6 protein-coding genes and 1 pseudogene are annotated in these 6,928 nt (G+C 33.6%); 1 reads left to right on the plus strand and 6 read right to left on the minus strand.

Annotated features, from left to right (window positions below):
• Nucleotides 1-611: 611 nt before the first annotated feature.
• The 6 genes from fabZ to PQ474_RS26505 form a co-directional block, all read right to left on the minus strand.
• The gene (gene fabZ / locus PQ474_RS25390; protein WP_273848367.1) at nucleotides 612-1,037 is read right to left on the minus strand and encodes a 3-hydroxyacyl-ACP dehydratase FabZ; all 426 of its coding nucleotides are present in this window, start codon (nucleotides 1,035-1,037) and stop codon (nucleotides 612-614) included.
• 263 nt (nucleotides 1,038-1,300) lie between these two features.
• Nucleotides 1,301-1,750 (minus strand): NUDIX hydrolase, encoded by a 450-nt coding sequence (locus PQ474_RS25395; RefSeq protein ID WP_273848368.1) that lies wholly within the window; start codon nucleotides 1,748-1,750, stop codon nucleotides 1,301-1,303.
• Between the two features lie 381 nt (nucleotides 1,751-2,131).
• Nucleotides 2,132-2,965, minus strand: a complete 834-nt coding sequence (locus PQ474_RS25400; protein ID WP_273848369.1) for a nucleotidyltransferase domain-containing protein — start codon at nucleotides 2,963-2,965, stop codon at nucleotides 2,132-2,134.
• A 57-nt stretch (nucleotides 2,966-3,022) separates the two neighbouring features.
• Nucleotides 3,023-4,951 (minus strand): 1,4-alpha-glucan branching protein GlgB, encoded by a 1,929-nt coding sequence (gene glgB / locus PQ474_RS25405; RefSeq protein WP_273848370.1) that lies wholly within the window; start codon nucleotides 4,949-4,951, stop codon nucleotides 3,023-3,025.
• A 752-nt stretch (nucleotides 4,952-5,703) separates the two neighbouring features.
• A complete protein-coding gene (locus PQ474_RS26500) occupies nucleotides 5,704-6,117 on the minus strand; it encodes a hypothetical protein (protein WP_337956415.1) in 414 nt (137 codons plus the stop codon).
• Nucleotides 6,114-6,605, minus strand: a complete 492-nt coding sequence (locus PQ474_RS26505; RefSeq protein WP_337956416.1) for a hypothetical protein — start codon at nucleotides 6,603-6,605, stop codon at nucleotides 6,114-6,116. Before PQ474_RS26505 ends, PQ474_RS26500 begins: the two co-directional genes overlap by 4 nt.
• Before the next feature lie 84 nt (nucleotides 6,606-6,689).
• On the opposite strand from PQ474_RS26505, the pseudogene PQ474_RS25415 reads away from it, so the two are divergent.
• Nucleotides 6,690-6,928 (plus strand): annotated as a pseudogene (locus PQ474_RS25415) (transposase); the annotation flags it as partial.

Below are 6,928 nucleotides of genomic sequence, written 5' to 3' on the forward strand. Positions count from 1 at the left end.
ACAAATTTATATTAAATTAGGTTATAGCGAAGTTATCGTAAGCCTTTAAAGCTAAAATTCAACTGCGAAAGTTGAGTTAAGCATTAATCCTTCAAGTTTTAATTGTAGACGAGTGACACAAGTCCATATAAAGACAGCTGTTATTTAACTGAAGCATCTATAAGTAAATAATGACAGTACTTAATTTTATATCATCCTGAAGTGAATTTCCTATTAAACAGTAAAATTTTGTAACATCTTTATTATCTTGAAGAAAACTAATTATGAAACTAAGATATGACACAAATATAGACATTGTTTTATCAGCTTCTATGCATCAGTGTTAAAACTTCTAAGTTTTGACACTGAATTAAGATAATTAGCGCTATTATCTCTTTAATTAGCTTCAAGAATAAAAATGAAGATAATTGTTGCGCAGTATGTGTCTACTACACTAAAAAAAGAGTTACTCCACAATCTGGCCCTTTTCATGAAGAAAGAGCGCAATTCTTATTCCAGAAATGCGCCCTTTAATTGAATAACTAAATTCTAATCACTCATAAAATCACTGTATTCTTCTTAAACTAACGCTCCCATTTACTTCAATAACGTAAATTATCTATTCAATAATGTTAATCACCGAATGCAAATATAATTTCTGTTTCGCAAACCAATTCTCCATCAACAGTTGCAATTCCTTTTCCTTTACCGATAGGACCTTTTAATCGAGTAATTTCTACTTCAAGACGTAATTGGTCACCTGGTTTTACTTGCTGTTTAAAGCGACATTTATCAATACCTGCTAAAAGACCTAATCGTCCTTTGTTCCCCTCTTTAGTTAGCATGACAACTGCACTTACTTGAGCTAGTGCCTCTACAATTAAAACACCAGGCATAACAGGATAATTTGGAAAATGACCATTAAAAAAATCCTCATTTACACTAACATTTTTAATTCCAACAGCTCTTTTCCCTTCTTCTACCTCTAATATCCTATCTACTAAAAGAAATGGATAACGATGTTTTATAATTTCTTTTATTTCTTGAGTATCTAACATCTTAGCCCCTCCAAACAAATAATCACTTGAAATTTACCTAATTTTAACATTTGGTATTAAAGTGTGGTAACATAAATTTTTCCTTAAACTAACCTCGTTACTTTAAGTACAATTCTTCACAATCTCCATACTAATATTAACATGAATATCCAGTTTTTTTGAAAGTCTTACTCCATTAAATGGCCCTTTTCATGAAGAAAGACGCTTTCCTTATTTCAGAAAAGCGCCCGATTGCGGAAGATCGTTATTACTAAAATGATCACCTAACATTTGAAGTATCTTTCTAGAATAATCTTGGCTCTATCTTCTAGTGGAAAAGGAAGATTATTTAGAGAGAAATATCTTAAATCTAAACTTTCCCCGTCCTCCATTTTTAGTTTTCCTGTAACTTCTTTAGCCTTATATAGAGCGATAACATTGTAAACTTCGTCTCCATGAGGATATTGATAATATAGATCCTTTCCAGAAAGTACATCGATAAACTCAAAAACCTTTGCTGACAATCCTGTCTCTTCGTATAATTCTCGTTTGGCAGTTTCCTCTAAGGATTCTCCTAACTCCATCGCTCCCCCAGGTAATCCCCAATCATCAGTATCAGAACGATGTTGAAGTAATATTTCCTGTTTTTCACTAACTACGACAATTGTAGATCCTACTAAAATAATAGGTTTAGTTCCTATAGATTTCCTTAATTCTTGTACATAATTAGCCATATCCTCCGCCTCCTAACAAGAAAATATTACCATGTAATGAGGTGGAAATTAAATAAAAAAGTGGGTTTTTATACAATCTCTCCATAAATTATCTGGCCCTTTTCATGAAGAAAGACGCTTTCCTTATTTCAGAAAAGCGCCCGATTGCTGAAGATCGTTATAAAAGGAAAATACCTGTTAGAGTACAAAAGCGACTGCTGTTATTCGCAATCGCTCTCCGTAATTATCAGTTAAAAAATTAGATTTCTTAGAACCAGAAAAACATATATTAAAGTACTACAAAGGTTTGCTCAATTGACTTTAAATGTCAGCTTCAGACAATAGATATGGATATTTTTCAAATTTACCAAGTCTGTGGTTTAAACCAACTGCTGAAAATCCTTATTTTCGAATCAATGTAACAGTATTTTTGGGTAATAAGTTTTTACTTTCTAACATCACATCTAAACGATCAACCAATTTATGAATATCATCAAGTAATGTACTTGTATTATTTCTTAAAATGTTATTTATATCTTCCTCCATATTAACTGGAAGTTGCTCACACTTTTGTTTAGCAATCTTTATTAGCTTTTTTTCACCAGGGTGAGGTAAATCGTTAATCGCAAATATAATATCAAAGTAACTCGCCAGTAAGGCAGCAACTCTGTGATTAATACTTATATAATCTTGTCTCTTTACTGCTTTTTCAATTTGATGGAAGTAGGATGTAATACTGTCCTTTAATAATGGGTAATTTTTATTAATGATGTTTTGTTTTAGTTCAACTGGGTATGGTACGTTAACTCGATCTTGTAGTTTTTTTAGTCGACCATGTTTATCAAATAATATCTCTGAATTAAGATAGTTACTCCAAAAACAAGTAGAGAATCCAACTTGCGCATTGTAACTAATTAACGAATTATTAAGTTCATTTTCAATCCATGCGTAATTTCGATAAATAATTTCAATACCAATTTTCGGATCTCTAAGGGTTCCGTCATCTTCTGTTTCCCAGTATTGATTGTTTATTTCCATATAAGCGGAGAATGGTTCTAATAAATCTTTTCTCCTACTCGGTGAAATTTCATGATCACTATATATATACAAGTCAATATCAGAAAATTCATCTTGTGTTTCCGTTGTAAGAGATCCTGAAAGCACTACTCCTTCTATTTCTTCTAATGTAGAAAATGCTAACGAGATTTTCATAATTATTTCGTTAATAGTTGTCATTAATTTTTTCTCCTATTTTTTAATTGGCTCCTGCTTTACGGTTCATGCAGCGCCTTATTATTTTTTGTTCTTTTTTCTTTCTTTTTTTGAAATAAACTTTTTTAAGATAATCATAGATAAGGGTGCTAATGTAATTGTTAAGCTATAAGGATGATTGTCAGAAGGGATATTTTCAGATTTAATTGAACGCGTATTTTTATGCCCAGCCCCTCCATATTTACATTCATCGCTAGAAAAGACTTCGCGATAATCAACGCAATCCTGAACTCCTATTCGATATTCGTTGTGCAATTTAGTTGAAAAATTACAAATAATGATAAGAGAATCACTTGGCTTTTTCCCTTTGCGAATATAAGAGATAATACTGTTTGTATCATCTTGAGGATTGATCCATTCATAACCATTATGTATGTGATCTAGTTCCCAAAGCCCCTTTTCTTTCAAATAAAAATGGTCTAAATCTTTGGTGTATCCTTGAACACTGCGATGCATTTCATAATCTAGCAAATCCCAATCAAGTTGATCTTGATCCCGCCATTCTGAAAACTGTCCAAATTCACTTCCCATAAACAGCAGCTTTTTTCCTGGGTGTGTCATCATATACCCTAAACACAATCTTAAGTTGGCGAATTTTTGATGATAATCACCTGGCATCTTATCAAGAAGTGATTTTTTGCCATGTACTACTTCATCATGAGATATTGGTAGGGTGAAATTTTCTGTAAAGGCATACATAAGTGGAAAAGTTAAATGTTTATGATGATTCCGACGGTCTGAATGTTCTTTTTCCATGTATGTTAATGTATCATTCATCCAGCCGAGACTCCACTTATAATTAAATCCTAACCCATCAAGATGAACGGGTCCCGTTACGGAAGGATAATCCGTAGATTCTTCCGCCATCATTAAAGCTCCTGGATAAAACTGAAAAACGGTTTTGTTTAGGTTTTTTATAAATTCAATAGCTTCTAGATTCTCACTTCCACCATAAACATTAGGCTCCCATTGATCATTTTCTTTGTCAAAGTCTAATTGAAGCATACTCGTTACTGCATCAACCCTTAAACCATCTATATGAAAAATATCGAACCAAAATAAAGCATTTGAAATAAGAAACCCTGTCACTTCAGGCTTTGTATAATCAAAGCTCAGTGTTCCCCACGAATGTTTTTCAGCTTTTAATGAATTCGAATATTCATAAAGAGGAGTTCCATCAAACATTCTGAGTCCGTGCGCATCTTTTCCAAAATGTCCAGGAACCCAATCTAAAATCACTCCAATTCCGTTTTGATGACATTGATCCACGAAATACATAAAATCAGTCGGTGTACCAAATCTACTAGTTATAGAAAAATACCCAGTAAGTTGATACCCCCATGACGGATCATACGGATGCTCCATTATTGGAAGAAGTTCAATATGCGTGTAACCCATCTTTTTTACATAATCTATTAACTCATCAGCTAAATCTCTGTATGTATAAAAATCACCATTGTTTTTTCTTTTCCATGAGCCAAGGTGAACTTCGTAAATGAGTATAGGTTGATTGTAAACGTGTTGTGCGTTTTTATTCTGTTTAACCAGCCAATCGTGATCATTCCACTCATACTCTGGTAATCCATATACAATGGAAGCAGTATTTGGTCTTACTTCCGAATAAAAAGCATAGGGATCAGCTTTTAAGAAAACCTCTCCACTTTTTGTATAAACCTCATATTTATATAAAGTTCCTTTTGGAAGATGAGGGACGAAAATAAACCAAATTCCTGAATTATTAACATTTTTCAGACGATGGTAGTTACCTTGCCAATGGTTGAAATCACCTACTAATCTAATTTCCTTTGCATTTGGAGCCCAAACTGAAAAACGAACTCCAGTTATTCCTTTCTCTTTAACTAAATGCGCCCCCATCGTTTCATAACTTCTAAGGAGAGTACCTTGATTAAATAAATACTGATCATAAGGGCTTGGCTGTAACTTATTCACTAAACACACCTGCATTCCAATTAGATTATTAAAGATCTTATGGCTTCGTCATCATTACTTATGTCATAATTCAGTCTTTTTAATAATAAGCATCCACGCAATCGTTTGCATAAAGGTTTAAAAATTTTAAAAAATATCTTAATATTTCAACTATAAATGTAAAGTTAAAAATTGTAAATCATTTTAAGTAGCTGCAACTCCTCGTAAAAAGTTAACATACAAATACATCAACTACCTTTAAGTACAATCCTTCACAATCTCTAATTATTTTAACTTAAATTCCCAATTTAACTGCTAAGTGTTATTCAATTATCTGGCCCTATACATAAAGAAAGAGCGCAATTCTTATTCCAGAAAAGCGCCCGATTGTTGAGCAATATTTTACTAAGGATGTAACAATGCAGTTAATTTGAGTGTTCTTTCTAGTTGCTGATAAATGAGGGGGATACTCCTCCATGTTTTTAAAGGCTCTGCTTCATATGATTGCCCAGATGGAAAGAACAGTTTTCAAAAATATTGGCTCGAAAAATGAATCTCATAAAACGTTTCCTTTAAAATATACGTTCTCTAATTTGGAATTTTTAATTGGAAATAGGCTTCTGCCATTTCTTTCCCGTTGATGACGATTGATAAGCGATGTTCCCCCCCGTAGTGTTTTCTCGTTGAAAGGTCTTTAAATGAATGAGTTCGATTAAAGGGAACTTCTCCGCTTTTATATATGTTTTCTGTTATTTTAAACAGTTTTCTGGAGGTTAACCGTTTGCTTTTACAAAATCAATTCCATACTCAATTCGTAGTTTATAGAAGTCAAGGGATTGATTAACTAAAACAAAATGAAACGTAATCGAGTCGCCAACTGACAATTGGTGAGCGGATAGGTTAAGATCTTTTATTTGAACGTCAGGTTCGGTATGGAATCCAAATAGATATAGCGTTTCTGGATCTGCTTTTCTTAATAATGTTCGGCAACCGTGTTTTATTATCCAATCTGTCTGGGAATTCTGTCCTTTCCATTCTGCGCATATTTTTTTCACCAAGTCGGGATGATCTTTTGAAATGTCATTTAAGTTATTGGCGACGCTTTTTCTGACATATTCACTTTCATCCGCTTTTAAGAGAGACAAGATAGGAAGGATAGGAGCCGGGTCAGCTTTAAACATGTTCAATGGGGCAGACCAAGGGGTCTAGGCCGACAACCTTCACTGGCTAATCTACGCACATGAGGATTTTCATCATTTGCCCACTGCTCCAGGATTGCCATCATCTTTTTTGGATCTTTTTCAATAAAAGAACGAACAGCAAATTCTGAACTAGAGGATTTGGTGAATAGCTTGAGGGCAGACATTGATATTTCCCAATCGGCAAGACCATATCGCTCTACAAAATCCGGGAAAAACAGATACTCAAACCCTTTACATTTTGGAGCTATTTCAGATAAAATTGCAATCGCGTCAGGATAAGAAGGGGGCAGAGTTTTCGATAATGAATGGGTGATATGACGAATTCTTTGTTTTAACTCCCTTGTGCTCCAATCGTGGTCAAATATCAAATTCATAAACAACCGGTCATTGAATTCTGGATGTACTTGTTTTATTGTCTTGCAGAAATGATTGAAAAACCCTCGATTATACATGTCTTTCAGTGCTTCAACCATCTTTGTTTGCTCCTTTAAAGAATTCTGTGAGGATAGAAAACAGCTTTACTTCTTTCCCCACAGATTCATGTTTAATTTATTCTGTTTCAAAAGACACTATATCAGAGTCATTTACTAAGTCTTAGTATGTATATTAATATGCTTCTTCAATACAAAAAGCATCTATCAGAGTTGGAGACTGAGATAGATACTCTCGCAAAAGAAATTGAAGAATATAAGATTATCCAATCTATCCCAGGTATCGGAGAAAAGATCGCGGCAACGATCATTTCTGAAATTGGGGAGATAGATCGGTTTAATCACCCAAAAAAGCTTGTCGCATT

This window comes from Halalkalibacter alkalisediminis, from assembly GCF_028610705.1.
Classification (GTDB): Bacteria; Bacillota; Bacilli; order Bacillales; family Bacillaceae_D; genus Halalkalibacter; species Halalkalibacter alkalisediminis.